We start from the raw sequence: 25,895 nt of genomic DNA on the forward strand, positions 1-25,895 counted from the left end.
CGGGCGCCCGCACGGGGCCGGGAAAGCCGGGCAACTCTTCACGAAAACGCCGCGCTTTTCCGTGCCGCGCGGCGGTCGGCGCGGGCTCAGAGGGTCACGACGATCTTGCCGAAGGCGCCGCGCGCGAGGTGGTCGAGCGCCTGCGGCAGCGCGTCGAAGCCGTAGCGGGCGGCGATCGCCGGGCGCAGGCCGTTGGCGTCGACGGCGCGCACGAGGTCCTCGAGCGCGCGCCGGTGGCCCACACCGATGCCCTGCACCGTGACGCGGCCGAGCACCAGGCCGTAGAAGGAGGCGTCGAGCGTGGTGCCCTCGAGCATGCCGATGACCGACACCCGCGCGCCCTGGGCGGCGGCCTGCAGCGAGCGGTCGAGGTTGGGGCCGCTCGCGAGCTCGAGCACGTGCTCGGCGCCGCGCCCGCCGGTCAGGCGCCGCACCTCGGCGGGCCAGTCGCTGTCGCGCGCCAGCACATGGCTGGCGCCGAGGGCGCGCGCGGCCTCGTGCTTGCCGGCACTGCCCGAGACCACGATGGCCCGCGCCCCATGCAGCCGCGCGATCTGCAGCCCGAACAGCGCCACGCCGCCGGTGCCGTGGATCAGCACCGTCTGGCCCGCGCGCAGCGCGCCGAGCTCGGCCAGCGCGAACCAGGCCGTGAGCCCGGCGCAGGGCAGGGTGCTGGCCTCGGCCAGCGAGAGCGTGGCGGGCGCGGCCACCGCGGCCTCGGCGTCGATGAGCACGTGCGAGGCCAGCATGCCCGGCCCGGGGCCGCCCGCGGGCACGGCATGGGCGGGCCAGTGGTGGTCGATCCAGCCGTTCCAGAAGGTGTTGATCACGCGGTCGCCGGGCGCGAAGCGGCGCACGCCGTCGCCGACCGCCTCGACCGTGCCCGCCATGTCCGAGCCCGGCGTGAACGGCAGCGCGAGCGGCATGCCCATGCCGTCCTCGGTCATCAGCAGGTCGCGGTAGTTGAGCGCGACCGCGCCGACGCGCACCAGGATCTGGCCGGGGCCCGGCGCGGACAGCGCTGCCTGCACCTGTTCGAGATGGGCGCGGCCGTAGGCGGGGAGCTGCCAGCGGCGCAGGGTGGTTTCGGGCATGAGGGGCCTCCGTGAAAAGAAGAAGGCTTCATGCTATTGACGCTCGATAGGCATCGGTGGTGGATAATTTTCCTAAATTTGTTGCCTGAAATTCGCCAATGAGTCAGCGCCTGCAAGGCATCGAGGAATTCGTCGCCGCCGTCGAGGCCGGCAGCTTCGCGCTCGCCGCGCAGCGCCTGCACGTCACGCGCTCGGCGGTCGCCAAGAGCATCGCGCGGCTCGAGGCGCGGTTGCACACGCGGCTGTTCCTGCGCACCACGCGCAGCCAGAGCCTCACCGAGGAAGGCCATGGCTACTACGAGCGCTGCCGCAACGCGCTGGCCGAGCTCGAGGCCGCCGAGGCCCTCGCCGATGCGGCGCGCAGCACGGCCTCGGGCGTGGTGCGGCTCAGCATGCCGGCCATGCTCGGGCGGCTCAAGGTCGGGCCGCTGCTGCTGGCACTGGCGCGCCGTCATCCGCAGCTCTCGCTCGAACTCGCGTTCAGCGATCGGCGCGTCGACCTCGCGGAGGAGGGGCTCGATCTCGCGATCCGCAGCGGCGATCTCGGCGACAGCGCGGCGCTGATCGCGCGGCCCGTGGGCACGCAGTGGATGGTGCTGTGCGCCGCGCCGTCCTACCTGGCCGAGCGCGGGCATCCCGAAGGCATCGAGGACCTGAAGCCGCCGCACGAGGCGGTGCTCTACGCGCGCGACGGCGAGGCCTCGGCCTGGCGCTTCCACACCGGCGATCGCCTCGCCGAGATCCTGCTGCCCTCGCGGCTGCGCTGCGACAGCGCCGAGGTGCTGCTCGAGGCGGCCATCGGCGGCATGGGGCTCGCGCGGCTGCCGGCCTGGCTCGCGGCCGAGGCGCTGGCGGCCGGCACGCTGGTGCGCGTGTTCGAGGAGCCGCGGCCCTTCGGCTTCGCGCTGCACGTGATCCGCGCGCGCAGCCGCTACCTGCCGCTGAAGACGCGCGTGGTGATCGACTGGCTGGCCGAGCATCTTCCGCCGCTGCTGGCAACCGACTGAACCCTGTCGGCGCCCGCGCGCGCCGGCGCTATCCTGACCCCGAGGAGACCCACGATGCACTTGCTCGCCTTCACCCGCACATTCGCCGCGCTCGGCGCGGCCGCCACCCTGCTCGCCTTCGCGCCGCATGCGGCAGCGCAGGGCACGGTCAGCGCGCTGTGCAGCACCGACGCCGGCTGGTGCGAGGCCGCGGCCGCCGCCTTCACGCGCGAGACCGGCATCAAGGTGCTGCAAGCCCACAAGGGCACCGGCGAGATCGGCGCCCAGCTGCGCGCCGAGGCCGCCAATCCCAAGACCGACCTCTGGTGGGGCGGCACCGGAGACCCCTTCCTGCAGGCGGCCGAGCAGGGCCTGCTCGAGCCCTACCGCCCGGCCTACATCAACGACCTGCACGACTGGGCCGTGCGCCAGTACGCGCTGTCGCAGAACATGGTCGGCGGCTTCTACACCAGCGCGATGGGCTTCGGCTTCAACACCGAGCTGCTGAAGAAAAAGAAGCTGCCCGAGCCGCACTGCTGGGCCGACCTCGTGAAGCCAGGCTACAAGGGCGAGATCGAGATCTCGCACCCGGCCACCAGCGGCACGGCCTACACCATCATCGCGGGCCTGGTGCAGCAGATGGGCGAGGAGGCCGCCTTCGACTACCTGAAGAAGCTGCATCGCAACGTCACCAGCTACACGCGCAGCGGCCAGGCCCAGGCGCCCAACGTCGCCAAGGGCGAGGTCGCGGTCGGCGTGAGCTTCATCTTCGGCTTCGAGCGCTGGCGCCACGACGGCTTTCCGGTCAAGACCGCCGCGCCCTGCGAGGGCACGGGCTACGAGATCGGCGGCATCGCGCTGGTGAAGGGCGCGCGCAACAAGGAGAACGCGAAGCGCTACTACGACTGGCTCATGAGTCCCGCGGGCCAGTCCATCGGCGCCAAGGCCGGCAGCCTGCAGTCGCCGGCCAACAAGACCTTCAAGCCCGATCCGCGCATTCCCTCGATGGACGGCGTGAAGCTCATCAAATACGACTTCCAGAAGTACGGCCAGGCGGCCGAGCGCAAGCGGCTGATCGACCGCTGGACGCGCGAGGTCGAGGCGCTGCCGCGCTGAAGCGCGGGCCCGCGGGCTTCTTCTCCCTGCCGCCGGCAGGGTGTTGTTTTTGCACGAGGCTGTCCCCATTTGCAAAAGTTGGCGAGCCGGCCGTCCTCCGCGGACGGGCCGACTTAGAATTTTTGGGCTTCGATCCTTATCTCACCCATGGCTGACTCCTCCAACACCAAACTCCCGTTCCAGGCCGAAGTCGCGCAACTGCTGCACCTCGTCACGCATGCGCTGTACTCGAACAAGGAAATCTTCCTGCGCGAGCTGATCTCGAATGCATCGGACGCCTGCGACAAGCTGCGCTTCGAGGCCATCGACCATCCCGAGCTCTACGAAGGCCAGTCCGAGCTCGACGTGCGCATCAGCTTCGACAAGGCCGCGCGCACCATCACCATCGCCGACAAGGGCATCGGCCTGTCGCGCCAGGAGGCGATCGACAACCTCGGCACCATCGCCAAGAGCGGCACCAAGGACTTCGTGAGCAAGCTCAGCGGCGACCAGAAGGCCGACGCGCAGCTCATCGGCCAGTTCGGCGTGGGCTTCTACTCGGGCTTCATCGTGGCCGACCGCATCACCGTCGAGTCGCGCCGCGCGGGCCTGCCCGCCGAGCAGGGCGTGCGCTGGGCCAGCGGCGGCGCCGGCGACTTCGAGGTGGCCGACATCGTGCGTGCCGAGCGCGGCACCAGCATCACGCTGCACCTGCGCGAGGATGCCGACGAATACCTCAACGCCTGGAAGCTCAAGCAGATCGTCGGCAAGTACTCCGACCACATCTCGCTGCCGATCCTCATGGAGAAGGAGGAGTGGAAGGAAGGCGAGAACGACCAGCCCGGCGACATGGTGAAGACCGGCGAATGGGAAACGGTCAACAAGGCCAACGCGCTGTGGAGCCGTCCCAAGAAGGACGTCACGACCGAGCAGTACGAAGAGTTCTACAAGAGCATCAGCCACGACTTCGAGGCGCCGCTGGCCTGGAGCCACAACCGCGTCGAGGGCAGCACCGAGTACACGCAGCTGCTCTACATCCCCGCCAAGGCGCCGTTCGACCTCTGGAACCGCGAGAAGAGCGCGGGCGTGAAGCTCTACGTGAAGCGCGTCTTCATCATGGACGACGCCGAGGCGCTGATGCCCAGCTACCTGCGCTTCGTCAAGGGCGTGATCGACTCGGCCGACCTGCCGCTCAACGTGAGCCGCGAGCTGCTGCAGGAAAGCCGCGACGTGAAGGCGATCCGCGAAGGCAGCACCAAGCGCGTGCTCGGCATGCTCGAGGACCTGGCCAGGAAGCAGAAGACCGGACCCGAGAGCGGCGAGGGCCGCATCGACGTGGGCTCGGGCGAATCGGTGCCCACGCCCGAGCCGACCGAGGCCGTGACGGACGTGGTCGACAAGAACGCACCCACCGCGGCCGAGACCGCCGCCGCGGCGGCCGACGACGCAGGCAAGTACGCCAGGTTCTACGCCGAGTTCGGCGCCGTGCTCAAGGAAGGCCTGGGCGAGGACTTCGGCAACCGCGAGCGCATCGCCAAGCTGCTGCGCTACGCCTCGACCACCACCGATGCCGTGAGCGTGAGCTTCGCCGACTACAAGGCGCGCATGAAGGACGGCCAGGACGCGATCTACTACATCACGGCCGACACGCTGGCCGCCGCCAAGAACAGCCCGCAGCTCGAGGTCTTCAAGAAGAAGGGCATCGAGGTGCTGCTGATGACGGACCGCGTCGACGAGTGGGCGCTCAACTACCTCAACGAGTTCGACGGCACGCCGCTGCAGAGCGTGGCCAAGGGCGCGGTCGACCTCGGCAAGCTGCAGGACGAGGACGAGAAGAAGGCCGCCGAGGAGGCCGCCGAGTCGTTCAAGCCGCTGCTCGAGAAGCTCAAGGAAGCGCTCAAGGACAAGGCCGAGGACGTGCGCGTCACCACGCGCCTGGTCGACTCGCCGGCCTGCCTCGTGGTGCAGGACGGCGGCATGAGCACGCAGCTCGCGCGCATGCTCAAGCAGGCCGGCCAGCCCGCGCCCGAGCTCAAGCCGGTGCTCGAGGTCAATGCCGAGCACGCGCTGGTTAGGAAGCTCGAGGGCTCGGCCCACTTCGACGACCTCGCGAACATCCTGTTCGACCAGGCGCTGCTCGCCGAGGGCGGCCTGCCGGCCGATCCCGCGGCCTACGTGCGGCGCGTGAACGCGCTCCTGGTGTGAGCACGCGGCCGCGCACCCGCATCGCGGCCGCCGGCCTTCCGGCCGGCGTGCTGCTCGCGCTGCTGGTGAGCGGCTGCTCCCACTACCGCATCGGCATTCCGATCGCGCCCGGCCTTGCGATCGGCCTGGGCGCCACCAAGGACGGCAACTTCTCGGTCGGCCTCAACACCGGCTTCGGCCCGCTCGGCGCGGGCGTCGCGGTGCACAACAGCGGCGTGGTCGCGGGCTCGGTCGGCATGGGCGCGGGCATCGGCCCCGCCGGTGTCGGCGTGGGCCAGAGCGTGGTGCTGCACGATCCCAACGCGGGCCAGGCCAATGCCCTGCCCACCGCGCCCGTGACCAGCATGAGCGCGGGCGTCGGTGGCGCCGGGCTCGGCATGGGCGTGACGAAGACGCTGCCGCCGGGCGATGGCTCGCAGCCCGCGGCCGAGCCGCTGCCCTTGCCCTCGACCGCCACCGCGTCGACGGCCCTGCCTGCCGCCGCCTCGGCGCCGGCCGTGCGCGGCCGTGGCAACGGCGTGGTCGTTCGCCGCGGCACCGGCGGCGCATCCTCCGCGGCGGCGCCGCCGGTGCGCATCGTCCACAGGCCGCCCGAGGCCGTGGCGTCCGCGCCCGCGGCCTCGGGCGCCGGCCCGGCGCGCGAGATCGTCCCGGCGCTCGGTTCCCCGGCCAACCCGATCGCGCCCTGAAGCGATGGCATCGAACGCGGCACGCACGGCATCGGCGCGGTCCGCGGAATCGACGGCGATCGACCCATGCCGCCGCCGCGCGGCCCTCGCGATCGGCCTCGCGCCCGCCTGGCTGCTGGCCGGCGTGCCCGCCACCGCGCGGGCCCAGCGCGAATTCCCCGAGCGGCCGATCCGCTGGATCGTGCCCTACCCCGCGGGCGGCGGCTCCGACTTCCTCACGCGCATCGTCGGCCACCAGCTCGCGATCGACACCGGCCAGCCGGTGGTGGTCGAGAACCGCACCGGCGGCAACACCGCGCTCGGCGCCGCCGAGATCCTGCGCGCGCCGGCCGACGGCTACACCGTGCTGTCGGCCGACAACGGCACGCTGGTCTTCAACCCGCTGCTCTACCGCAACCTCGGCTACAACCCGCAGCGCGACTTCGCGCCGGTCACGCTGCTCGGCCGCTTCCCGATGGTGCTGCTGGTCGGCCCCGCGAGCGGCGTGCGCGACGCGCGCGCCTTCCTCGAGGACGCGCGCGCCTACCCCGGCAAGCTCAGCTTCGCCTCGGCCGGCACCGGCAGTCCGCACCATCTCGCGATGGAGCTGCTCGAGCGGCAGGCCGGCCTGCGCATGCAGCACGTGCCCTACCGCGGCGCCGCGAACGCGGTGGCCGATCTCGCCGGCGGCCAGCTGCAGACCATGATGTGCGACCTCGCCGCGGCGCTGGGCTTCATCCGCAGCGGCCGCGTGCGCGCGCTCGCGGTCGCCGACAGCGTGCGCCTGCCGCAGCTGCCCGGGGTGCCGACCTTCGCCGAGCTCGGCATCGCGGGCGTCGAGGCCGCGGCGCTGGTCGGCGTGGTGGCCTCGGCGCGCACGCCGGCCGAGCTGGTGGCGCGGCTGCAGCAGGCGATCGCGAGCGCGATCCACAACCCCGCGGTGCATCGCCGGCTCGCGGCCTACGGCATCGAGCCGGTGGGCGGCACGCCGGCGCAATTCGCCACGCTGTTGCATCAGGAATCCGAGCGCTGGGACGGCCTGATCCGCGAGCTCAACCTGACGCTCGACTGAACCGCCCGCGTACTTTGCGTGCCGTTCACGCACGGCGCGCGCTTTACGCGGCCTTTGCATGAACTTTGCGCGCGCGGGACGCGCGGCTCACCGCCCGCTAAGAGTGCGGTCCTAGATTGGCGCCTCCACCTCAGCCACCGGCCGGCGAGGCGGCCCGCAGGGCCTCCGGCACCGACCGTCCCACGCCATGCCAGCACGCCGGTTCCACCAGGTCATCTTCGCGGACGATCTCTTCCGCTCGCCCGCCAACGGGCTCAACCACTTCCCCGCCAACCGCCGTTTCCTCAAGGGCTTCTTCGGCTCGGCGCTCGGGCGGCTCGGCCTGCCGATGCGCGAGATCGCGCCACGCTCGCACGGCGGCGCGATCGACGTGGCGCGCGCGATGGCGCTCCTGGGCCTGCCGGCCACGCCGGCGGGCTGGGCCCGCGCCTGCATCGCCGACCTCGCGCCGCTGCGGGAGCTCGAGGGCTGGCCCGCCTTCGGCCCCGGCTGCCTGATGATCGGCTGGGGCCTGACGCCCGCGCTGCAGCACGCGATCGACCGCGGCGGCGCGAGCTACCTCGACATCGAGATCGACCCGCGCCGCTTCACCGAGCACCTGCACTTCTGCGCGCGCACCAACGACGCGCGCATCCGTGCCGCGCTCGAGGCCCGCGCCATCGGCGAGGAGCTGTTCTGGAACCACGCGGCCTCGCTGCAGGGCTTCTTCGCGCGCCGCGGCGCGGGCGCGCTGTTCGATCCGCGCCTGCGCGTGGGCGTGTTCTTCGGCCAGAGCCTGGTCGACCTGTCGCTGGTGAGCGGCGGGCGCAGCCAGCATCCGTCGGCCGTGATCGGCGCGCTGCGCACGCTGGCGCAGGAGGTCGACCTGCTGGTGGTGAAACCGCATCCCTACGAGCCCGCGCTGCACGACCTCGCGCCGATCGCGCGCGCCATTCCCAACGTCGCCTGGACGCGCGAGAACAGCTATGCGCTGCTGTCGGCCGACAACGTGCGCTTCGTCGCCGGACTGTCGTCGAGCGTGCTGACCGAGGCGCGCTACTTCCTCAAGCCCACGCGCGCGCTGATCCGTGCCGACCGCAACGCGCCCGAACGCCTGCCCGCGGGCTGCTCGCCGTGGATGCCGGTGGGACCGGAGCTCGGCTCGCTCGACTTCGTGCTGGAGGCCTGCCAGGCGCCCGAGTCGCAGGGGCTGATCGCGGCATCGACCGGCGATGCCGGCGCCTGGCCCGCGGATGCGATCGAACGCGCCTTCTCCACGCGCTGGGGCCTCGACGACGACAGCCCGGGCCTGCAGCCGCTGCCCGAGCTCGTGCTCGGCCGCGACTACGCCTTCCGCACCGGCAATCCGGCCACGGCCTGGCTGGCCCATGGCTGGGCGGCACCCGACGACGTCGACACCTGGAGCGAAGGCGCGCTGGCCTGCCTGGCGATCCCGCTGCCGCCCGCGGCCGTGTTCGCGCACCCGCTGCAGGCGCCGGCGCAGCGCTTGCGCGTGCGCATCGACTACCGCTGCGAAGCCAAGGGCACGCGCGTGGTGGCGCTGCTCGACGGCGCGATGCTGCCGGGCCAGCGCACGACGGGCGCATGGCGGCGCAGCCTGGTGTTCGAGCTCGTGCCCTCGCCGCAGCGCAAGTGCCTGGTGCTGCAGTTCTTCGTCGGCGAGGCGGCCGGCGCGGAGGTGGCCGACGGCACGCAGGCGCCGGTGGTGCGCTCGGGCTTCACCTTGCGCCGGCTGCGCGTGTCGATGAACGCGACCGGCACGGGCGGGGTCGCGGCGCTGCCGCAGCCCGAGGCCTCGACGGCGGCGCCCGGTCGCGTGCTCGACCGGATGCTACGCGTCTTCCTTCAGTCCGGCCGGCGCGCGGCAGGCTAGGAGTCTGCGCGGGCCGGGGCGGCCTGCGTGGCCAGCTCCAGCAGCAGCTGGCGCCACGGCTGCAGCCGCTCGAGCGCCGCTTCACGGCCCTGCGCGGCGGTGGCCTCGGTGCGCGCGCCCAGCTCGCGCGCCGCGGCCGCCACGTCGTTCGCGAACGCGGCCGCATCGCCGCGCCACACCACCGTGCGGTGATGCAGCCCGAGTTGCGCGGCGCGCTCGGCATTGCTCGCCTGCTCGGGCTGGTCGGTCAACAGCAGCAGGATCGGCTTGCGATAGACCTGGGCCACAGACAGCGCCGCCATGCCCGGGGCCGAGACGATGAAGGCGCTGCGCGCCGCGCTGTCGATCCAGTGCGCGTCCTGCGGCTGCCAGCCGGCGCGCCCGGCATAGCCTTCGCCCACGCAATGCGCGTTCAGGCTCGCGGCGGCCAGGCCGCGTTCGAGGCCGTCGGCCAGCGCCGTGTCCCTGAAGTGCGGGTTGAGGTAGACCGCGGCCCGCGGTGCAACGGGCCCGACGTCCTCGCCCGAGGCCACGGCCACCGGCGTCGCGAGCCGGTGCGTGCCATGGCCCTCGTGCGCCGGCGCTCCCTGCGCGAAGTCGTGCGCGATGCGCGCGCGACTGCGCCCGATCTGCCAGGCCACGATGCGGCCGAAGGCGCGCGCCGTCCAGCCCGGCAGCCGGCCGCTGAAGTTGCCTTCGAGCGCGCGTCGCAGGCTCGCGCCGTACACGTGCACCACCTTGTGCCGCCACGGCGGCAGCGCGCCCATGAACAGCAGCGCGGGATGAAAGGAGTCGTTGACCACCAGGTCGGCCTCGCGCAGCCGGCCGTGCAGCCGCACGATGTCGCGCAGCATGCGGCCGGGCCGGAACACGTAGTGCGCCACGTTGCGGTCGGTCTCGCGGCGCAGCATGTTCTGCCGCGCGTCGAACTGCACCGCGTAGTGGCGCGAGAGCACGGGCGCCTCGATGCCGAAGCCGGCGAGGAAGAGCGCGCCCTCGTCGGAGGTGGTCAGCACCTGCACCTGCGCGCCGGCCGCGCGCAGCGCGTGCGCGAGCAGCTGCGAGCGCATCAGGTGGCCGCGCGCGTCCGCGGTCGCGAGGTAGAGGATGCGCGGCATGGCTCAGCCGACGCTCAACCCACGTGCGGCGCGAGCCGCAGCGCCGCGCCCGCGCACCACATGCCGAGCGCGCCCGTGACGCCGAAGCCGCGCTCGATGGCGCGCACCTCGTCCATCAGCCGCGCGAGCCGCGCGCGCTCGTGCGGCGCCACGCAGCGCCGCAGCGTGTGGCTGCACAGCCGCACATGGCGCTGCTCGTCGGCCCACACGCGCGCGAGCAGCGGATGCAGCGCATGCGCGGGCCCGATCAGCGCGCAGTGACGCTCGAGGATGCGCGAGGCCATCTGCTCGGCCGCGAGGCCGATCGCATAGGCCGGCACCAGGCCGCCGTGCGCGAAATGCGGCGCGTGGCGCCGGATCAGCGCCTGCCAGCGCGCGAGCTTGCGCCGGCTGAACCAGTCGGGCCGCGGCTGCTCGCCGTCGAGGGCACCGGCCCGTGCGCGCCCGCCGCGTTCGGCGATGGCCTCGGCGAACAGCCGCGCATGCAGCTGCTCGTCGGCCAGGTGCTGGTCGAGCTGGCGCGCGAGCCAGTCGGGCGCGGCGGCGCGCAGTTCGCGCTGCAGCGCCTGTTCCGACGATTCCTCGCCCACGAGGTAGAAGCGCAGCAGCAGCGCCTCGCCCGCGCGGCTGGCATGCAGTTGCCGCAGCGCGGCGCGCTTCACGCGGTGCACCAGCGCGGCCTGCAGCGCGGGCCAGCCGCGCAGCGATGGCGGCGCGAGGCTCTCGAAGCCCGGAGGTTCGGCCTCGGTCTCGGCCTGCGCGTACGGCTCAGCGGCCATTCGGCCGCGCCTTCGCGTCCAGTGCCACGGGCTGCAACTGCTGTTGCTGCCAGCCGAGCACCAGCCCCAGGAAGCTGCCCTGCAGGAAGCCGCGCGCCGTGGCATCGGCGCCCGCGAACTCGCGCTGCTGCCCGTCGTAGCGCACGAAGCCCTTGCCGCCGGCGGCACCGATCGCGAGCGTCTCGTTCTTGCGGAAGCCGCGCTGCAGCAGAGGCTGCAGCAGCGACTGCGATTCGAGCCCGTAGAGGAACAGGTCGCGCTGCACCACCTGGCGCGGGATCCGGCCGCTGAGCGCCTGCAGCTCGAGCGACCAGTTGCCCTCGCGCATCGCCTCGGCCAGCGGCTGGTTGCGCGTCGTGGCGAAGCGCGTGCGCGCCACCCACTTGACGGCCTTCGACACGCCGAGCCCGACCGTGATGTCGGCGTCGCGCGCGGCGCTCTCGCGGTTGTCGCGCACCTGCACCAGCTCGTCGGCCAGGCGCGCCGTCAGCGAGGGCCTGGCGAGCGCCTCCATGACCTGCGCGCTGCTGAACAGCACGCGCTCGCCGCCGGCCTCGCCGACCACGAGCTGCCAGGGATCGATGCGGATCTCGGAGAACTCGCCGCGCACCGGCGCATGCGCATGGCTGCTGAACGACCAGTCGTTGCCCGAGCGGCTCAGCAACGCATGGAAGCTCAGCGGCACGCGCTGGCCGTCGGCCGTGCGGCCCGAACCCTGCAGCACCACGTCGCCGACGATGCGCTTGCTGTCGTAGCCGAAGCCATTCGAGAAGCGCAGCGTGTGCGTCGCCTCGTCGAGCGTGGCGCGCGTGTGCTCGTCGTCGAGCGCGAGCCGGTTGCAGTCCTCGCCGCCGTTGGCGAGAGGGCAGCCGCTGCCCGAGCGGAAGGCGAAGACGCCGCGGCCCGAGAACTCGGCCGAGGCCGCGAGTCCGGGGGCGAGCAGCGCGAGGGCGGCGAGAACGAGCATGCGTGCCATGGTCGCGGGCCTCAGGGGCGGTGGTATGACAGCGCCTGCGCATCGGCATGCGCGCGGCCCGTGGTGTGCAGGCCGATGCCGCGCGCGAAGGCGCCGAGCATGTCGACGGCCGAGAAGCCCAGGATCAGCAGCACGCCGAGCGCCCAGCGCGCGCCGCGCAGCGGCGGCAGGTCCTGCCGGTTGAGCGCGCGCAGGCTGAAGCCCAGCCGCGTGACGAGCACGCACAGCGGGCCGATCGGACCGCTCTTCGCGAGCCATTGCCAGCGCGGCGAGACGTAGCTGCGCAGCAGGTGCGGCGTGAGCGAATACGTGTCCTGCCCGCGCATCCAGCGCAGCTTGAGCGCCTCGCGCCGCGTGTCGGGCAGGCGGTGCTCGGTGTGGGCGCGCGCCGCGTAGTGCAGCGGGATGCCGGCCGCGCGCAGCCGCATGCCGAGCACCTGGCAGTGGGCGCGGTACACGCCGTCGAGCGCCTGGTAGCCGTGGGTGTCGAAGACCTCGCGCCGGAACGCCACGTTGTTCGCGTAGAAGTTGCTCGTCGCGCCCGCGTGCTCGTTCGGGAAGTACATGAAGTCGATGGTGCTGAGCGCGGTGCCCACCACGTTGGCCGCGTAGCTGGTGCGGCCCGCCACCACGGCCGGCGCGTCGGCGCGCGCGAAGGGCGCGAGCAGCTCGCGCAGCCAGTCCTCGTCGGGCAGGCAGTCGGCATCGGCGAACACCACCCAGTCGCAGCGCGCCGCGTCGGTGGCCGCGAAACCGGTGTTCTTGGCGTCGTAGTAGCCGGTGCTGGCGTCGATGCGCACGAAGTCCACGGGCCGCTGGGCCAGTCGCTGCACTTGCTCGCAGGTGGCGGCATCGAGGCCGTCGTGCGTGATGACCACCTGGGCCAGCGTGAACAGCGGCTGCTTCTGACGCGCGAGCAGCGCGATGAGCCGCTGCAGGCTGGCGGCGGTCCTGGCTTGCGCATCGGCGCCGCCGCGCAGGTTGTTGGTCTCGAGGACCAGCGCGGTGCGCGCCGCCACGCGCGCGATGGCGCCGTTCGTTCCAGGGGGAACCGCGGGAGAGGATTGCATCCCGCCTTTATCGCACAAGGCGGGAACGGCGGGGGCTTCAGCGCGCCGGCGTGTCCGCCTCGCGCGGCAGGAAGGCATCGCCCGGCGTCAGCGGCGCATGCCGGTAGCTCGCGGGCGTGCGGCCCAGCTTCACGGGTGCGCCGATGCCGCGATAGCCTCCTTCGAGCTCGACCACCATGCCGCGATGCGCCGTGTGCGGATGCTCGAGCGCGGCGGCCACGGGCAGCACGGGCGCGGCCGGCACGCCCGCGGCCATGAGCTGCTCGACCAGCACGCGGCCGTCGAAGGCGGCCATGGCGGTCTCGAGTTGCTGCTTGAGCGCGTCGCGGTTCACCGAGCGCGCGCCCGCGGTGGCGAAGCGCGGATCCGTGGCCAGCGCGGGCAGGCCGATGCAGCCGCACAGGCTCGCGAACTGGCGGTCGTTGCCGACGGCGACGAACACGGGGTCGGTGCCGGTGGCGAGGGCGTCGTAGGGATAGATGTTGGGATGGGCGTTGCCGGTGCGGCGCGGCGCGCTGCCGTCCATGAACCAGTTGGCGGCGTGCGGATGCAAGAGCGAGATGCCGCTGTCGTAGAGCGCGGCCTCGACGAACTGGCCGCGTCCGCTGCGCTGGCGTTCCTGCAGCGCGAGCAGCACGCCGATGACGGCGTTGAGGCCGGTCACCATGTCGACCACGGGCAGGCCCACGCGCAGCGGCCCGCCCTCGGCCTCGCCGTTGACGCTCATGATGCCGGTCATGGCCTGCACGGCGGCGTCGTAGCCGGGCAGCGCACCGAGCGGACCGTCGGCGCCGAAGCCCGAGACGCGGCACCAGACCAGGCGCGGAAAGCGCTGCGACAGGGTCTCGTAGCCGATGCCCCAGCGTTCCATGGTGCCGGTCTTGAAGTTCTCGATCAGCACGTCGGCCTCGGCCACCAGCGCGAGCAGGGCGGCACGGCCTTCCTCGGTCGAGAAGTCGAGGTGCTGCACGCGCTTGTTGCGGTTGAGGCCGTGGTAGTAGGAAGCCACGCCATCCTTGAACGGCGGGCCCCAGGTGCGCGTGTCGTCGCCCTGCGGCGGCTCGATCTTGAGCACGTCGGCGCCATGGTCGCCGAGGATCTGGCCGCAGTAGGGGCCGCCGAGGATGCGGGAGATGTCGAGCACGCGGATGCCCGCGAGTGCGCCTTGTGTCATTTCTTGTTCCCTTTGTCTTGTCGTTCGGGGCACGTGCGGCGGATCGGTTGCGGATGCGCTAGTCGAGTTGCGCGCCCGACTTCTTGACCACGTCCTTCCACTTCGCCGACTCGCTCGCGATGAACTGGCCGAGCTTCGGCGGCGAGGTGTCGGCGCTGGCCTCCAGGCCCTGGGCCGCGAACATCTGCTTGACCTTGGGCGAGTTCAGCACCTCGGCGAAGGCATGGTTGAGCTTCGCCACGCGATCGGCCGGCGTGCCCGCGGGCGCGACGATGCCGAAGAACACGCTCACGTCGTAGCCCTTGTAGCCCTGCTCCGAGATCGTGGGCACCTCGGGCAGCGCCTGCGAGCGCGCGAGGGTGGCCACGCCCAGCGCGCGCAGCTTGCCGGCCTTGACGTAGGGCAGCGCGGTGAGGATGTCGGTGAAGGTCATGCTGACCTGGCCGCCCAGCAGGTCGTTGAGCGCGGGGCCGGTGCCCTTGTAGGGGATGTGCTGGAAGTCGGTGCCGGCAATCGAGTTGAACAGCACGCCCGCGAGGTGCGAGGAGGCACCGTTGCCCGAGGAGGCATAGCTGAGCTTGCCGGGGTTGGCCTTGGCATAGGCGACGAGCTCGGGCACGGTCTTCACCGGCAGCGCGGGATTCACCACCAGGATGTTCGGCAGGTAGCCAACCTGGATCACGGGCGCGAAGCTCTTGACCGGGTCGTAGTTGATCTTGCGGTAGAGACTGGCGTTGATCGCGAGCGGGCCCGAGGTGCCGAACAGCAGCACATGGCCATCGGCCTCGGCGCGCGCCACGTACTCGGCGCCGATGTTGCCGCCCGCGCCGGCGCGGTTCTCCACGATCATCGGCTGGCCCATGCGGTCCTTCATCTCGGCCGCGAGCGTGCGCGCCATCGCGTCGGTGGGACCGCCGGGCGGGAAGGGCACGACCAGCATCATCGGCTTGGACGGGAAGGCGGTGTCGGCCTGCGCGGCGGGGGCCGCGGCCAGCAGGCCGGCGCAGGCGGTGGCCAGCGCGAGGAGGGAGGCGAGGTGTTTCAAGAGGAGGTCTCCGTTCTTTGTTCGAGGGAAGGGCTCAGGCCGCGGTCCAGTCCGCGGGCAGCGCATCGGGCGCGAGCGGATCGCGCGGCAGCACGCGGTGCAGCAGCGCGAGCTGCGACCAGCGCAGCCGCGCGGCCGAGCCGGTGCGCGCGGCCTCCCAGGCCATCGCGCTCGCGCTGGTGCAGTGGTAGAGCGCCGAGGCGGCCTGGCGCGCGAGCACGTCGCCGCCTTCGCGCGCGGCCGTCTCGGCCAGCGCGGCGGCGCGCGCCAGCGCATCGCGCAGCGCCTGGGCGAAGGCCGGGGTCGGTTCGGCTTCGGCGATCAGCTTTTCGCAATGGGCGCGCAGCACCGGCAGCGAGCCCTCGCGCTTGACGGCGCGGATCACGTCGAGCGCGACGATGTTGCTCGTGCCCTCCCAGATCGAGCCCAGGTGGGCATCGCGCACCAGCCGCGGATCGCTCCATTCCTCGATGTAGCCGCAGCCGCCGCGCACCTCCATCGCGTCGCCGGTGACCTTGCGCGCATCGCGGCAGGCGCGGAACTTGATGAGCGGCGTGAGGATGCGCAGGAGCGCGTAGGCATCGGGCTCGCCGGCATCGGAGCGCGCGAGCGCCAAGGCGGTCTGGCAGACCATGGTGCGCGCCTGCTCGGCCGGCACGCGCAGCTTGTCGAGCTGGCGCTGCATCAGCGGCATCCGGTCGAGCGTGCGGCCGAAGGCCTGGCGCTCGGCCGCGATGTACTCGGCCTCGGCCACCGCGCGGCGCATCAGGCCCGCGGCGCGCACGCCGTTCGACAGCCGCGAGTTGTTGACCATGTCGGCCATCTGCACGAAACCGCGGCCTTCCTCGCCGACCAGGAAGGCGAGCGCGCCCTCGAGCCGGATCTCGCCGCTGGCCATCGAGCGCGTGCCGAGCTTGTCCTTGAGCCGGATGATCCGGTAGTGGTTGAGACTGCCGTCGTCGAGCCGGCGCGGCAGCAGGAACAGCGACACGCCCTTCATGCCGGCCACGCCGTCCTCGGCGCGCGCGAGCACCATCGCGAAGTCGGCGTCGGGGTTCGAGCAGAACCACTTGTCGCCCGTGAGGCGCCAGCTGCCGTCGGCCTCGCGCCGTGCCAGCGTGGCGGTGGCGGCGATGTCGGAGCCCGCGGCCTGCTCGGTCATGAACATCGCGCCCTGCGCGAGTTCGTCGAAGTCGAGCGAGGTCAGGCGCGGCAGGTACTTTCGCACCAGCTCTGGCGCGCCGAATTTCTTGAGCGTGCGCGTGAGCGAGTCGGTCATCGAGACCGGGCAGCACAGGCCGAATTCGGCCTGCACGAACAGGTAGGTCAGCGCGTATTTCACGAGCGGCGGCATGCGGCCCTTCCAGCCCAGCGTCTCGTCGCGATGCGAGATCGCGGCCAGGCCGAATTCGCTGAGCGCGAGGCGCTCCATCTCGACGTAGGCCGGATGCTTGATCACCTGCTGCTCGTCGAGCCCGATGCGCGTGCGCTGCATCAGGGTGGGCGGGTTGCGGTCGGCGGTGCCGGCCAGCTCGTCGAGCCTGCCGCCCGCGAGGCCGCCGAGGCGCTCGAGGTGTGGCCGCAGGTGGCGCAGCAGGTCCTCGGGCAGGTAGAGCGCGAGCAGCGACTGCAGCTCGGTGTCGACGCTGTAGAGGTTCTGACCGTGGCGGTCGGGGATGGGGTGAACGGCGGGCGCTGCAGGCACGGCAGACGTCTGGGGCATGGCTTGTCTCCTGGATTCGCGCCATTGTTCAAGCCGTGACGATCCGTGTCTAATATCGTTTGGGTCTTGCTCGATTCGATTTGCCTATTCATGGAACTGCGTCACCTGCGCTATTTCTCCGTGCTCGCCGAGGAGCTGCACTTCGGGCGCGCGGCGCGCCGGCTCTCGATCTCGCAGCCGCCGCTGTCGGTGGCGATCCGCCAGCTCGAGGACACGGTGGGCGCGCGCCTGTTCGAGCGCAACAGCAAGGAGGTGCGGCTCACGCCCGCGGGCGATGCGCTGCGCGTGTCGGCGCGCCGGCTGCTGCAGCAGGCCGAGGAGGCCGCGCTCGAGGCGCGCGATATCGCGCAGGGCTCGGCCGGCCGGCTGCGCATCGGCTTCGTCGGCGCGATGCTCTACCGCGGCCTGCCGCAGGCGCTGCGTGCGTTCCAGGCCAAACATCCGGCGGTGCGCATCACGCTGGCCGAACTCAACTCGGGCGTGCAGATCGCCGAGCTGATGCACGACCGGCTCGACCTCGGCTTCGTCCACACCGCGCGCATGCCGCCCGAGCTGCAGCACCGGCTGCTGCTGACCGAGCCTTTCGTCTGCTGCCTGCCCGCGGGCCATGCGCTGGCGCGGCGGCGCGCGCTCGCGCCGGCCGAGCTGCGCGGCGAGCCCTTCGTGCTGTTCTCGCGCGAGGCCTCGCCCGACTACCACGAGCGCATCCTCTCGATCTGCGCCGACGCGGGCTTCCATCCCGAGGTGCGGCACGAGGTGCGGCACTGGCTCGCGGTGGTCTCGCTGGTGTCGCAGGGCATGGGCGTGGCGCTGGTGCCGCAGGCGATGCGGCACTCGGCGTTGAGCGGTGCGGTGTTCCGTCCGCTCGACCGCGAGGTCACGCCGTCGGAGGCCTACGGCGTGTGGCGCGCGGGACCGCCGAACATGCTGGTGCAGCGGCTGCTCGACGGGCTCGCGAAGAGCCTGCGCGAGAGCGCGAAGCGCTGAACGCGGACGCCGTTCTGCACCGTCTTCGTGGCAGGGCCGTGACCATGCGGGGCATCGACCCCGCGCCGCGCCGGGCTACCGGAACCGGTGATGCCCAAGGCCTTGCGAAGGCTTTAGTATTCCCGCCAACCTCGCCGTGGCCCGGGCCTTCAAGAGCACGCCGGAAAAAAGGGGTGCCGCCAGGGGGTTCAGATCAACGACATGGCCGAGTCGACGCCAGCATGCCCAAAGGTATCCCCAATTCCGCCGCCATGTACGGCATCTTCACCCGGCCCTGGGGCTACGAGGTCTCCGTCATGCGCAACGGAACCCGCCATTACCGGCAGTTCGGCCGGGCGAGCTACGGCGGCGCCGAACAGGCGCTCGCGCATGCGCAGGACTGGCGCGACGCCATCGTGCGGCAGCACCCGCCGATCGCGCGCCGCGCGCGGGCCGAGCAGCCGCGTGCCAACAACAGCACCGGCGCGCCCGGCGTCTACAGCCGCGTCGCGCCCGACGGCCGCGTGCGCGCCTGGCTCGCCAAGACCTACATCGCCGAGGACCAGATCCTGCAGACCTATTTCTCGGTCGATGGCGCCGACCGCGCGGCCCATGCGGCGGCGCTGGCCGAGCGCGCGCGCCAGCTCGCGCAGATGACCGGCCTGGCGCACGTGCACCCGGCCGAGGAAGCGATCCGCCGCGAGACCGATGCCGCGCCGCGCGCGCGCACGGCGCGGCTCTCGCGCGCGGAGATCGTGCGGCGCAACAACTCGAGCGGCACCAGCGGCGTGCAGTTCAAGTCGCCGCGGCCCGACCATCCGGGCTACTGGATGGCGATCACCTTCATCGCCGGGCGCGGCACCGTCAGCAAGGCCTTCTCGGTGAAGACCCATGGCGAGCAGGCGGCCAAGCGGCTCGCGATCGCCGAGCGCGAGACGCAGCTCGCGCTCAAGCGGCAGCTCGACGGCGCGGAGCTGGCGTCCTGATGGCGGCGCGTGCGTGCAGGGCCGGGCCGGCGGGCACGGCCGGGGCGGTGCTGCCATGAGCCTCAAATCGTTGAACCGGCTGCTGCGCGTGGCCTCGCACCTGCTCGACCAGGCCGCGGCCGACGTGCGGGCCTGCGGCCTCGAGCCGGCCACCGAGCAGGTGCACCGCATCGGCCGCGCGATGGTCGAGCTGATCGAGGTGCAGCGCCGGATCTATGCCGAGCAGCCCGAGCTGCAGCCGCGCACGCTCGCGGCCTCGCGCCGCGAGGCCGATGCCAACCGGCTGTTCACGCAACTGATGCTCGAGGCGCTGGACCTCGAGGACGCGGGCAACGTCGCGGCCGCGCTCGAGAAGTACACGCAGTTCATCGGTCTCTCGCCCTCGCACCATCACCGCGAGATCGTGCGCGAGGAGATCCGCCGGCTGTCGGCGCCGACGGTTCAGGCGTAGATCGGGTCCTCGGCCATCGCCTCGCACTGGTCCTGCAGCATCTGGACCTGGCCCTTCCAGTAGTCGCTGCTGCCGAACCAGGGGAAGTTGATCGGGAAGATCGGGTCTTCCCAGCGCCGCGCGAGCCAGGCGCTGTAATGGATCAGGCGCAGCGTGCGCAGCGGCTCGATCAGCGCGAGCTCGCGGCGGTCGAATTCGCGGAACTGCTCGTAGCCGTCGAGCAGCCCGGAGAGCTGCGCGGTGCGCTGGGCGCGCTCGCCCGACAGCAGCATCCACAAATCCTGCACCGCGAAGCCGGTGCGCGCGTCGTCGAGGTCGACGAAGTGCGGGCCGCCGTGGGGGCGGTCGGTCGGCGTCCAGAGGATGTTGCCGGGGTGCACGTCGCCATGCAGGCGCAGCTTGCGCGGCCCGTCGCCAGCGGCGGCCGAGCCTGAAAGCGGGGTCGCGGCGATCATCTCGAGCGCCTCGTTGCAGGCCTTCTCCCAGTCGCGCTGCACGTCGAGCGGCAGCTTGTCGTGCGCCAGCAGCCAGTCGCGCGAGGCGGTGCCGAAGTTCTGCAGGTCGAGCGCGGGCCGCGCCTCGAAGGGGCGCGCGGCGCCCACGGTGTGGATGCGCGCGAGAAAGCGTCCGACCCATTCGAGCACCTCGAAGTCGTCGAGCTCGGGCGCGCGGCCGCCGCGGTAGGGGCTCACGCTGAAGGCGAAGCCGGCATGGCGGTGCAAGGTGGCGCCGCCGAAGGCCAGCGGCGGCACGGCGGGGACCTCGGCCGCGGCGAGTTCGAGGGAGAAAGCGTGTTCCTCGAGGATCTCGGCCTCGCTCCAGCGGCCGGGCCGGTAGAACTTGACCACCACGGCCGGGTGCGGCTGCGGGTCCTCGAGGTGCACCTGGTAGACCCGGTTCTCGTAGGAGTTGAGCCCGGTGAGCCGGCCGTCGCCGTGCAGGCCGAGGCCCGCGAGCGCGTCGAGCACCACGTCGGGCGTGAGGCTCTCGTAGGGATGGGCAGGGTGGCCGGCGGGCGCCGCGGGGGAATCGGGAATCATGCGGCGATTGTCGTCGCCCGCACCCCGCGCGCTTTTCAGAGGCCGCCGGGGTGCGCGTGCAGCGACAGGATGTGGCCGGTGCGCGGATCGCCCTTGCCGGCCAGCACCTGGGCATAGGCCGCCTGCGCGGCCGCGCCGCCGTGGTGGTGCTCGGCGCGCAGCCAGGGGCTCGCGGCATCGGTCGCGCGTGCGGTGAAGGCCTGCCAGGCCGCCACCATGCGGCGGCTGAATTCCTCGGCGCCCCATTCGGCGGTGCGCTTCTTGATCTGCGCGGGCGCGAAGAACAGCGTGGCGCGCGGGCCCGCGAGCTCGCGGGTGGCGCCCTTGGAGGCCAGTTCCTCGACATGCGTGCCGCCGATCGCGCAGCTGTAGCGCAGGCCGGTGAAGCGCGCATGGATCGCCTCGCGCAGCGCGCCGTTGCCCGCGAAGTCGATGTAGACGCAGGGCGTGTCGGCCGGCAATTCGTCGAGCGCGTCGTAGCGCAGCACGCGGTGGTAGCAGCCCAGGCTCTCGCAGTAGCCGACGTTGGCGGCCGAGGTCAGGCCGACCACCTCGATGCCTTCGCGCTGGTGCAGCTGGAACGCGGTGCCGTAGGCCGTCTTGCTCGAGGCGCTCGACAGCAGCATGGTGCGCGCGCCGAAGAAGTCGTTGTCGGCCATGAAGTCGTCGATCAGCCAGGAGGTGATGAACAGCGGGCGCAGCAGCGCCTGCGTGTCCTCGCTGTCGGCGGTGTAGAGCGGGTCGGCATTGCAGCGGAAGTACTGGTTGTAGACCGCCGGCAGCTCGGCGCGGTGCGCGGCGCCGTCGGCGAAGCGCTCGGGCGAGAGCCGCGTCGGGCTCAGCACCGCGCCGGTGGCCATGGGCCAGTAGCCGTAGAGGCGCTCGTTCACGGCCACGCCCGGATGCAGCGACTGCACCACGCTCGCGAAGCCCCACACGGGGATGTTGCCCCAGGCCTCGTCGCCGGTGGGGAAGAAGCGCCAGTAGCTCATGGCGTCGCCGAAGGCGGCGTAGGTGATGTTGTTCGAGGTCAGCGCGAAGCTGTCGATGCGCACGCGCACCTGGCCGTCGGCCAGCGGGGTGTCGGTGCTGTCGTCGAGGCGGGTGTCGCCCAGTCGGCTCTTGCGGATCTGCAGGCTGAGGGTGGTGCTCATGGCGTGTCGAGGCTCCGTGGCTGCGCGGCGTTCCGGCCGCTGGGGTGGCAAGGGGTGCGTCCACGTGACATTAGCCAAGCTTCGTGAAAGGCGCCATCGCGCAGGTCGCCGGCGCGTCACGCGCGGGACAAGCGCGCGCACGCAAAAAAGCCCCGCGAGCGGGGCTTCGTCATGGAGCGCGGGAGGCTCAGGCGATCGTCAGTTCGACGTCGATGTTGCCGCGCGTGGCGTTCGAGTACGGGCAGACCTGGTGGGCCGTGTCGACCAGCTTCTGCTTCTGTTCGGCGTCGAGGCCGGGCAGCGTGATCGCGAGCTTGACCGCGATGCCGTAGGCGGCGCCGCCATTCGTCGGGCCGAGGGAGACGCTGGAGTCGATCGCCACGTCGTCCGGCACCTTGACGCCGATCTTCGGGCCCACGGCCTTCATCGCGCCGATGAAGCAGGCAGCGTAGCCGACCGCGAACAGCTGTTCGGGGTTGGTGCCGGGCTTGCCCGAACCGGGCGAGCTCAGCTGGACGTCGATCGCGCCGTCGCTGGATTTGCCGGCGCCGTCGCGGCCGCCCGTGGTGTGGGCCTGGGCGGTGTAGAGCACTTTGTCGAGCTTGGTGGTCATGGTGATGTTTCCTTGGTCGAAGTGGAACGGTGGTTGAAGAAAGCCGTCGTGGTCCGGAATGGCACGCGGCGGGAGAAACCTGTTGTAGTGATTGAAATGGCTTGCTTGCTCAGGCGGCCTTGCGGATGCGGTCGCGCAGCGCTTGAATCTGGTGGGTGAGGTCCACGAGCTCGGGCACCGAGCATTCGGAGGCCGCGAGCAGGCATTCGGGCACATGGCCCGCGCGCGCCTTGAGGCGACGGCCCGCGGCCGTGAGCGTGATGTGCACGCGGCGCTCGTCGGCCACGTCGCGCACGCGGGCCACGAAGCCGTTGGCCTCGAGGCGCTTGAGCAGCGGGGTGAGCGTGCCCGAGTCGAGCGAGACGCGCTCGCCGAGCTCGGAGACCATGGGACCGTCTTTTTCCCACAGGGCGAGCATCACCAGGTACTGCGGGTAGGTGAGGCCGAGCTTGTCGAGCAGGGGCTTGTACAGGCGGGTCATGGCCAGCGAGGCGGAGTACATGGCGAAGCAGAGCTGGTTGTCCAGCTTCAGGAGTTCGTCTTGCGTCAAGGAGGGCATGGGCGAATTATGGCACTCAATTAAATTGTGTGCAAAGTATTTCGTGCCACGAGGTTTTCAGGCGCCCTCTCCCGGCGGGAGAGGGGAGGAAAAATCAGGGGCGCTTCATCAGCGCATCGGCCACCGCGGCGAAGCCCGGCAGCGTCAGCGGGTCGTTGCCGGCATTGGCGGCGATCGGGTGCGCCGCGTAGCGCACGATCACCATCTGTGCCGCCGGGTCCACGTAGATGCTCTGGCCGTGGATGCCGCGCGCCATGTAGGCGCCGTGCGCGTTGTTCGACACCCACCACATGTTGCGGTACGACCAGCCCGGCAGCAGGCCGTAGCCGGCCTTCGCGAACTTGGCGGTGTCGCCGCCGCGGCGGATGTCGTCGACCACCGCCTTCGGGAACACCTGCTGCCCGTTGGGCGCGCGGCCGCCGTTGCGCAAGGTCTCGCCGAAGCGCGCGAGGTCGCGCAGCGTGGTGTTGAGGCCGCCGCCGCCCGATTCGGTGCCGATGCTGTCGACCATGAAATAGGCGTCCTGCTCGGCGCCGATGCGGCGCCAGATCTTCTCGCTGAGCAGATCGGCCAGCGACTGGTTGCTGGCGCGTCGCAGGATCCAGGCCAGCACCTCGGCATTGATGGTCTTGTAGCCGAAGGCCTCGTCGTGCGTGCCTTCCTTCTTCTGCAGCGCGAGGAACTCGTAGAAGGTATTCGGGCCGCTGTAGCCGGGCGCGCGCGGGATGAAGCCGCCGGCGCGCGAGTAGTCCCAGATCTCGGCCTTGGGGTCGGCGTAGTTCTCGGAATAGCGCACGCCGATGGTCATGTCCATCACCTGGCGCACCGTGGCGTCGCCGTAGGCGCTGTCCTTGAGCTCGGGCACGTATTGGGTCACGGGCGCCGCGGGATCGAGCTTGCCCTCGTCCGCGAGGATGGCCGCGAGCGTGCCCACGAAGGACTTGGTGACCGACATCGCGAGGTGCGGCCGCTCGGGCGTGAGCGCGCCGAAGTACTTCTCGTACACCACCTGGCCGCGGTGCAGCACCAGGAAGCCGTCGGTGTAGGTGTTGGCGATCATCTGGGCGACGGTGCTGTCCTCGCCCGACAGCGACTTGAAGCGGATGCCCTCGATCTGCTCGGGCGTCACGCCCGTGGCGGCCGGCAGCGGGCTCGCGGCGCCGCTGCCGCGCCACACGTTGGCGGTGGGCACGACCTCGCGCACGTGCGAGAAGGTCCAGCGGTTGCGCGGGAAGGCGTTGCCGGCGGGGTTCTCGAAGGTGATCTGCTTGTCGGGCGGCGGCGGGAAGCCGCGCATCCAGCCGAGCGCGTCGACGGAGGTGGCCGCGGGATCGGGCAGGGCCGCGGGCGCGGCCGGTGCCTGGGCGTGGAGGGAGGTGTTCACGGCGGAGAGGGTCAGGGCGGCCAGGGCCGCGCGCAGTCGCAGGGTCATGGTGAGAGGGGAAGAAGAGGGGAGGAACGGGGGCGTTCGTCAGCGCCCGCTGAAGCGCGCGGGCCGGCGCTCGATGAAGGAGCGCACGCCCTCGGCCGCGTCCTCGCTGTTCGACAGCCGCTTCTGCGTCTCGATGAACTCGCCGACCGCGGCCAGCGGCCCGTGCTCGATCGCCTTGAGCACGTTGAGGCGCGTGGCCACCACCGCCAGCGGCGCCTGCGCGGCGATGCGCTGCGCGATCGCGAGCGCCTCGTCGAGCTCCTGGCCCGCGGGCACCACCTTCTGCACGAAGTTCAGGCGATAGGCCTCGGCGCTGCCGAACTCGTCGGCCGTCAGCAGGTGCAGCATCGCGTTGCCGAGGCCCGCGCGCTCGGCCATGCGCAAGGTGGCGCCGCCCGTGGCCATGATGCCGCGCTGCACCTCCATCTGCGAGAAGCGGCAGTTGTCGGCCGCCACCACGATGTCGGCGCCGAGCATCAGCTCGATGCCCACCGTGAAGCAGATGCCCTTGACCGCCACCACCATCGGCTTGGTGCGCCGGCGGTAGCCCTCGAGGCCGAAGTCGTGCGGCTCCACCAGTCCTTGCGGGATCGCCTTCTCGCCGCGCTTCATGTACTCGGCCACCGCGGGCAGGTCGAGGCCGGCCGTGAAGTGGTCGCCGAAGGCATGCAGCACGCCCACGCGCAGCTTCGGGTCGTCGTCCAGGCGCGTGTAGGCCTCGGCGAGCTGGCGGAACATCGGCGGCGTCCAGCCGTTGCGCTTGGCGGGCCGGTTGATGCCGATCAGCAGCACGTGGTCGAGCACCTGGGTGTCGATGCAGCCTTCGGTCGGCGGGGTGGTGGGCGTGGCGGTCATGGCGTTCCCTGTCTCCTCGTTCTTCGGCGCGTCAGTAGGTGTAGACGCCGCGGCCGGTCTTGCGGCCGAGCTGGCCGGCGGCGACCATTTCCTTCAGCAGCGGGCAGGGGCGGTACTTGGAGTCGCCGAACTGGTCGAGGTAGACCTCCATCACCGCGAGGCAGACGTCCAGGCCGATCATGTCGGCCAGCGCCAGCGGGCCGATCGGCTGGTTGCAGCCCAGCTTCATGCCGGCGTCGATGTCCTCGGCGGTCGCGATGCCCTCGGACAGCACGAAGAAGGCCTCGTTGATCATCGGCACCAGGATGCGGTTGACCACGAAGCCCGGCGCGTTCTTCACCGTGATCGGCGACTTGCCCAGGCGCTCGGCCAGTTCCTTCACCGTGTCGTGGGTGGCGTCGCTCGTGAGGTAGCCGCGGATCAGCTCGACCAGCGCCATCATCGGCACCGGGTTGAAGAAGTGCATGCCGATGAAGCGGTCGGCGCGCGAGGTGGCGGCGGCCAGCTGCGTGATCGAGATCGAGGAGGTGTTCGAGGCGATGATGACCTCGGGGCCCACGAGCTCGTCGACCTGCTTCAAGATCTTGAGCTTGAGCGCGTGGTTCTCGGTCGCGGCCTCGATCACGAGCTGCGCGCCCTTGAGGTCATCGTAATTGGTCGAGCCCTGGATCAGCGCCAGCGCGGCGGCCTTCTGCTCGGCGGTGAGCTTTTCCTTCTTGATCAGCCGGTCGAGGCTGCCCGAGACGGTGGCCAGGCCCTTGTCGACCGCCGCCTGCGCGACGTCGATCATCACCACCTTGACGCCCGCCACCGCACAGGCCTGCGCAATGCCGTTGCCCATCGTGCCGGCGCCGATGATGCCGACGGTCTGAATCGCCATGAGAAATGCTCCTTGAGAAAACGAAAGGGGAAGAAAAGAGAAGGCGGGCCAGCCGCCGAGCCGTCCATTGTGGATCAGCCC

At 71.5% G+C, this 25,895-nt stretch carries 24 protein-coding genes; 9 read left to right on the plus strand and 15 right to left on the minus strand.

The features are described from left to right. Positions 1-86 precede the first annotated feature (86 nt). Complete coding sequence (locus tag KV106_RS31660) at positions 87-1,094, minus strand: zinc-dependent alcohol dehydrogenase family protein (RefSeq protein ID WP_261215187.1); 1,008 nt, start codon at positions 1,092-1,094, stop codon at positions 87-89. A gap of 98 nt (positions 1,095-1,192) precedes the next feature. Here KV106_RS31660 and KV106_RS31665 point away from each other — a divergent pair, with 98 nt between their 5' ends. The 6 genes from KV106_RS31665 (at position 1,193) to KV106_RS31690 (ending at position 8,993) form a co-directional block, all read left to right on the plus strand. Next, positions 1,193-2,101, plus strand: a complete 909-nt coding sequence (locus tag KV106_RS31665) for a LysR family transcriptional regulator (protein ID WP_057593545.1) — start codon at positions 1,193-1,195, stop codon at positions 2,099-2,101. Positions 2,102-2,155: 54 nt separating this feature from the next. After that, on the plus strand, positions 2,156-3,196 hold the full coding sequence (locus tag KV106_RS31670) for an ABC transporter substrate-binding protein (RefSeq protein WP_261215195.1): 1,041 nt from the start codon (positions 2,156-2,158) through the stop codon (positions 3,194-3,196). Between the two features lie 147 nt (positions 3,197-3,343). Further along, the gene (gene htpG, locus KV106_RS31675) at positions 3,344-5,380 is read left to right on the plus strand and encodes a molecular chaperone HtpG (RefSeq protein WP_057593543.1); all 2,037 of its coding nucleotides are present in this window, start codon (positions 3,344-3,346) and stop codon (positions 5,378-5,380) included. After that, complete coding sequence (locus tag KV106_RS31680) at positions 5,377-6,069, plus strand: hypothetical protein (protein ID WP_261215196.1); 693 nt, start codon at positions 5,377-5,379, stop codon at positions 6,067-6,069. Before htpG ends, KV106_RS31680 begins: the two co-directional genes overlap by 4 nt. A 4-nt stretch (positions 6,070-6,073) precedes the next feature. Beyond that, positions 6,074-7,120 carry a Bug family tripartite tricarboxylate transporter substrate binding protein gene (locus KV106_RS31685; RefSeq protein ID WP_261215197.1) on the plus strand — a complete coding sequence of 349 codons (1,047 nt, stop codon included), beginning with the start codon at positions 6,074-6,076 and terminating at the stop codon, positions 7,118-7,120. 187 nt (positions 7,121-7,307) lie between these two features. Next, positions 7,308-8,993: a hypothetical protein gene (locus KV106_RS31690; RefSeq protein WP_261215199.1), complete on the plus strand. Its 1,686-nt coding sequence runs from the start codon at positions 7,308-7,310 to the stop codon at positions 8,991-8,993. On the opposite strand, the gene KV106_RS31695 is transcribed toward KV106_RS31690, so the two are convergent. The 7 genes from KV106_RS31695 to KV106_RS31725 are packed head-to-tail and all read right to left on the minus strand — an operon-like array spanning position 8,990 to position 16,878. Then, positions 8,990-10,111 (minus strand): glycosyltransferase family protein, encoded by a 1,122-nt coding sequence (locus tag KV106_RS31695; protein WP_261215201.1) that lies wholly within the window; start codon positions 10,109-10,111, stop codon positions 8,990-8,992. The two genes, KV106_RS31690 and KV106_RS31695, sit on opposite strands and share 4 nt — an antisense overlap. Positions 10,112-10,125: 14 nt before the next feature. Then, on the minus strand, positions 10,126-10,890 hold the full coding sequence (locus KV106_RS31700) for a diiron oxygenase (protein WP_261215202.1): 765 nt from the start codon (positions 10,888-10,890) through the stop codon (positions 10,126-10,128). Further along, positions 10,880-11,866: a hypothetical protein gene (locus KV106_RS31705; protein WP_057595136.1), complete on the minus strand. Its 987-nt coding sequence runs from the start codon at positions 11,864-11,866 to the stop codon at positions 10,880-10,882. The genes KV106_RS31700 and KV106_RS31705 overlap by 11 nt, the downstream gene beginning before the upstream one ends. An 11-nt stretch (positions 11,867-11,877) precedes the next feature. Continuing rightward, on the minus strand, positions 11,878-12,936 hold the full coding sequence (locus tag KV106_RS31710; RefSeq protein WP_261215205.1) for a glycosyltransferase family 2 protein: 1,059 nt from the start codon (positions 12,934-12,936) through the stop codon (positions 11,878-11,880). A gap of 37 nt (positions 12,937-12,973) precedes the next feature. Continuing rightward, the gene (locus tag KV106_RS31715; protein WP_261215207.1) at positions 12,974-14,110 is read right to left on the minus strand and encodes a CaiB/BaiF CoA transferase family protein; all 1,137 of its coding nucleotides are present in this window, start codon (positions 14,108-14,110) and stop codon (positions 12,974-12,976) included. A 58-nt stretch (positions 14,111-14,168) separates the two neighbouring features. After that, positions 14,169-15,155 (minus strand): Bug family tripartite tricarboxylate transporter substrate binding protein, encoded by a 987-nt coding sequence (locus tag KV106_RS31720; RefSeq protein ID WP_261215209.1) that lies wholly within the window; start codon positions 15,153-15,155, stop codon positions 14,169-14,171. Between the two features lie 34 nt (positions 15,156-15,189). Then, positions 15,190-16,878, minus strand: a complete 1,689-nt coding sequence (locus KV106_RS31725; protein ID WP_261215211.1) for an acyl-CoA dehydrogenase family protein — start codon at positions 16,876-16,878, stop codon at positions 15,190-15,192. Positions 16,879-16,968: 90 nt separating this feature from the next. Between KV106_RS31725 and KV106_RS31730 the strand changes: the two genes are divergently transcribed. The 3 genes from KV106_RS31730 (at position 16,969) to KV106_RS31740 (ending at position 19,281) form a co-directional block, all read left to right on the plus strand. After that, a complete protein-coding gene (locus KV106_RS31730; RefSeq protein WP_057595131.1) occupies positions 16,969-17,865 on the plus strand; it encodes a LysR family transcriptional regulator in 897 nt (298 codons plus the stop codon). Between the two features lie 221 nt (positions 17,866-18,086). Further along, complete coding sequence (locus KV106_RS31735) at positions 18,087-18,830, plus strand: AP2 domain-containing protein (protein WP_261215212.1); 744 nt, start codon at positions 18,087-18,089, stop codon at positions 18,828-18,830. A 55-nt stretch (positions 18,831-18,885) separates the two neighbouring features. After that, positions 18,886-19,281 carry a hypothetical protein gene (locus KV106_RS31740; protein WP_057595129.1) on the plus strand — a complete coding sequence of 132 codons (396 nt, stop codon included), beginning with the start codon at positions 18,886-18,888 and terminating at the stop codon, positions 19,279-19,281. Here the strand turns inward: KV106_RS31740 and KV106_RS31745 are convergent. From KV106_RS31745 to KV106_RS31775, 7 genes are all read right to left on the minus strand, one after another. Beyond that, positions 19,272-20,321 carry a serine/threonine protein kinase gene (locus KV106_RS31745; RefSeq protein ID WP_261215213.1) on the minus strand — a complete coding sequence of 350 codons (1,050 nt, stop codon included), beginning with the start codon at positions 20,319-20,321 and terminating at the stop codon, positions 19,272-19,274. The two genes, KV106_RS31740 and KV106_RS31745, sit on opposite strands and share 10 nt — an antisense overlap. 35 nt (positions 20,322-20,356) lie before the next feature. Then, on the minus strand, positions 20,357-21,475 hold the full coding sequence (locus KV106_RS31750) for a DUF2855 family protein (protein WP_261215215.1): 1,119 nt from the start codon (positions 21,473-21,475) through the stop codon (positions 20,357-20,359). A 187-nt stretch (positions 21,476-21,662) separates the two neighbouring features. Then, a complete protein-coding gene (locus tag KV106_RS31755; protein WP_057595126.1) occupies positions 21,663-22,088 on the minus strand; it encodes an organic hydroperoxide resistance protein in 426 nt (141 codons plus the stop codon). A gap of 109 nt (positions 22,089-22,197) precedes the next feature. After that, positions 22,198-22,647: a MarR family winged helix-turn-helix transcriptional regulator gene (locus KV106_RS31760; RefSeq protein ID WP_057595125.1), complete on the minus strand. Its 450-nt coding sequence runs from the start codon at positions 22,645-22,647 to the stop codon at positions 22,198-22,200. Positions 22,648-22,741: 94 nt separating this feature from the next. After that, the gene (locus KV106_RS31765; RefSeq protein ID WP_261215217.1) at positions 22,742-24,079 is read right to left on the minus strand and encodes a serine hydrolase domain-containing protein; all 1,338 of its coding nucleotides are present in this window, start codon (positions 24,077-24,079) and stop codon (positions 22,742-22,744) included. A 39-nt stretch (positions 24,080-24,118) separates the two neighbouring features. Then, positions 24,119-24,934, minus strand: coding sequence for a crotonase/enoyl-CoA hydratase family protein (locus KV106_RS31770; RefSeq protein WP_261215218.1), 816 nt, complete (start codon positions 24,932-24,934; stop codon positions 24,119-24,121). Positions 24,935-24,965: 31 nt separating this feature from the next. Beyond that, positions 24,966-25,814, minus strand: a complete 849-nt coding sequence (locus KV106_RS31775; RefSeq protein WP_093355279.1) for a 3-hydroxybutyryl-CoA dehydrogenase — start codon at positions 25,812-25,814, stop codon at positions 24,966-24,968. Between the last annotated feature and the right edge of the window lie 81 nt (positions 25,815-25,895).

It is taken from the genome of Variovorax endophyticus (assembly GCF_025376855.1).
Taxonomy (GTDB): domain Bacteria; phylum Pseudomonadota; class Gammaproteobacteria; order Burkholderiales; family Burkholderiaceae_C; genus Variovorax.

What these genes read in the sequence shown, in the direction of transcription:
- KV106_RS31710 (WP_261215205.1), bottom strand. Translation starts at nt 12,936, where the DNA reads ATGCAATCCTCTCCCGCGGTTCCCCCTGGAACGAACGGCGCCATCGCG.
- KV106_RS31765 (WP_261215217.1), bottom strand. Translation starts at nt 24,079, where the DNA reads ATGACCCTGCGACTGCGCGCGGCCCTGGCCGCCCTGACCCTCTCCGCC.
- KV106_RS31725 (WP_261215211.1), bottom strand. Translation starts at nt 16,878, where the DNA reads ATGCCCCAGACGTCTGCCGTGCCTGCAGCGCCCGCCGTTCACCCCATC.
- KV106_RS31695 (WP_261215201.1), bottom strand. Translation starts at nt 10,111, where the DNA reads ATGCCGCGCATCCTCTACCTCGCGACCGCGGACGCGCGCGGCCACCTG.
- KV106_RS31705 (WP_057595136.1), bottom strand. Translation starts at nt 11,866, where the DNA reads ATGGCACGCATGCTCGTTCTCGCCGCCCTCGCGCTGCTCGCCCCCGGA.
- KV106_RS31750 (WP_261215215.1), bottom strand. Translation starts at nt 21,475, where the DNA reads ATGAGCACCACCCTCAGCCTGCAGATCCGCAAGAGCCGACTGGGCGAC.
- KV106_RS31760 (WP_057595125.1), bottom strand. Translation starts at nt 22,647, where the DNA reads ATGCCCTCCTTGACGCAAGACGAACTCCTGAAGCTGGACAACCAGCTC.
- KV106_RS31685 (WP_261215197.1), top strand. Translation starts at nt 6,074, where the DNA reads ATGGCATCGAACGCGGCACGCACGGCATCGGCGCGGTCCGCGGAATCG.
- KV106_RS31690 (WP_261215199.1), top strand. Translation starts at nt 7,308, where the DNA reads ATGCCAGCACGCCGGTTCCACCAGGTCATCTTCGCGGACGATCTCTTC.
- htpG (WP_057593543.1), top strand. Translation starts at nt 3,344, where the DNA reads ATGGCTGACTCCTCCAACACCAAACTCCCGTTCCAGGCCGAAGTCGCG.
- KV106_RS31670 (WP_261215195.1), top strand. Translation starts at nt 2,156, where the DNA reads ATGCACTTGCTCGCCTTCACCCGCACATTCGCCGCGCTCGGCGCGGCC.
- KV106_RS31660 (WP_261215187.1), bottom strand. Translation starts at nt 1,094, where the DNA reads ATGCCCGAAACCACCCTGCGCCGCTGGCAGCTCCCCGCCTACGGCCGC.
- KV106_RS31770 (WP_261215218.1), bottom strand. Translation starts at nt 24,934, where the DNA reads ATGACCGCCACGCCCACCACCCCGCCGACCGAAGGCTGCATCGACACC.
- KV106_RS31775 (WP_093355279.1), bottom strand. Translation starts at nt 25,814, where the DNA reads ATGGCGATTCAGACCGTCGGCATCATCGGCGCCGGCACGATGGGCAAC.
- KV106_RS31700 (WP_261215202.1), bottom strand. Translation starts at nt 10,890, where the DNA reads ATGGCCGCTGAGCCGTACGCGCAGGCCGAGACCGAGGCCGAACCTCCG.
- KV106_RS31745 (WP_261215213.1), bottom strand. Translation starts at nt 20,321, where the DNA reads ATGATTCCCGATTCCCCCGCGGCGCCCGCCGGCCACCCTGCCCATCCC.
- KV106_RS31665 (WP_057593545.1), top strand. Translation starts at nt 1,193, where the DNA reads ATGAGTCAGCGCCTGCAAGGCATCGAGGAATTCGTCGCCGCCGTCGAG.
- KV106_RS31740 (WP_057595129.1), top strand. Translation starts at nt 18,886, where the DNA reads ATGAGCCTCAAATCGTTGAACCGGCTGCTGCGCGTGGCCTCGCACCTG.
- KV106_RS31715 (WP_261215207.1), bottom strand. Translation starts at nt 14,110, where the DNA reads ATGACACAAGGCGCACTCGCGGGCATCCGCGTGCTCGACATCTCCCGC.
- KV106_RS31755 (WP_057595126.1), bottom strand. Translation starts at nt 22,088, where the DNA reads ATGACCACCAAGCTCGACAAAGTGCTCTACACCGCCCAGGCCCACACC.
- KV106_RS31730 (WP_057595131.1), top strand. Translation starts at nt 16,969, where the DNA reads ATGGAACTGCGTCACCTGCGCTATTTCTCCGTGCTCGCCGAGGAGCTG.
- KV106_RS31735 (WP_261215212.1), top strand. Translation starts at nt 18,087, where the DNA reads ATGCCCAAAGGTATCCCCAATTCCGCCGCCATGTACGGCATCTTCACC.